Source organism: Streptococcus oralis (genome assembly GCF_023109155.1).
In the GTDB taxonomy this organism is placed as follows: Bacteria; Bacillota; Bacilli; order Lactobacillales; family Streptococcaceae; genus Streptococcus; species Streptococcus oralis_BZ.
Window position 1 is genome coordinate 1 of record NZ_JALDUA010000021.1, and the last position, 615, is coordinate 615.

1 protein-coding gene is annotated in these 615 nt (G+C 49.8%); it reads right to left on the reverse strand.

Annotation, left to right across the window (positions count from 1 at the left end; translation table 11 throughout):
• The coding region (locus M1F63_RS10115) for a DUF1542 domain-containing protein (protein WP_247941333.1) at positions 1–615 on the reverse strand (615 nt) is incomplete at both ends.

The following is a 615-nucleotide window of genomic DNA, read 5'->3' on the forward strand; positions in this document are numbered from 1 at the left end:
TCATCCGTCAAATCAGTACGTGAATCAATGGCTGCTTCCTTGGCTTTCAGGGCATCATCGATCGATTGCTTAGCTGCTGGCTTGCTTTGCGCAGTTGGGTTGACTCCGTTAACTTCAGTTGTCCCAGTTGACTTAGCCTGGTCGACTTCTGCATTTGTGGTCGCAGCGTCAATGTTCTTCTTAGCCTCATCGGCCTTAGCTTTGGCATCGGCTTTCGCTGCAGCTTTCTCTTCATCCGTCAAATCGGTACGTGAATCAATGGCTGATTCCTTAGCTTTCAGCGCATCATCGATTGCTTGCTTGGCTGCTGGCTTACTTTGCGCGGTTGGCTCCACTCCATTGACCTCAGTTGTTCCATCAGTCTTGGCTTGATCAACTTCTGAGTTTGTCGTCGCAACGTCGATGTTCTTCTTAGCCTCGTCTGCCTTAGCTTTGGCATCGGCTTTCGCTGCAGCTTTCTCCTCGTCCGTCAAATCGGTGCGTGAATCAATGGCTGATTCCTTAGCTTTCAGCGCATCATCAATCGCTTGCTTGGCTGCTGGCTTCGCTACTGGCTGCGGATTGATTGAATTGACTTCAGTTGTTCCAGCAGTTTTAGCTTGCGATACTGCTTCA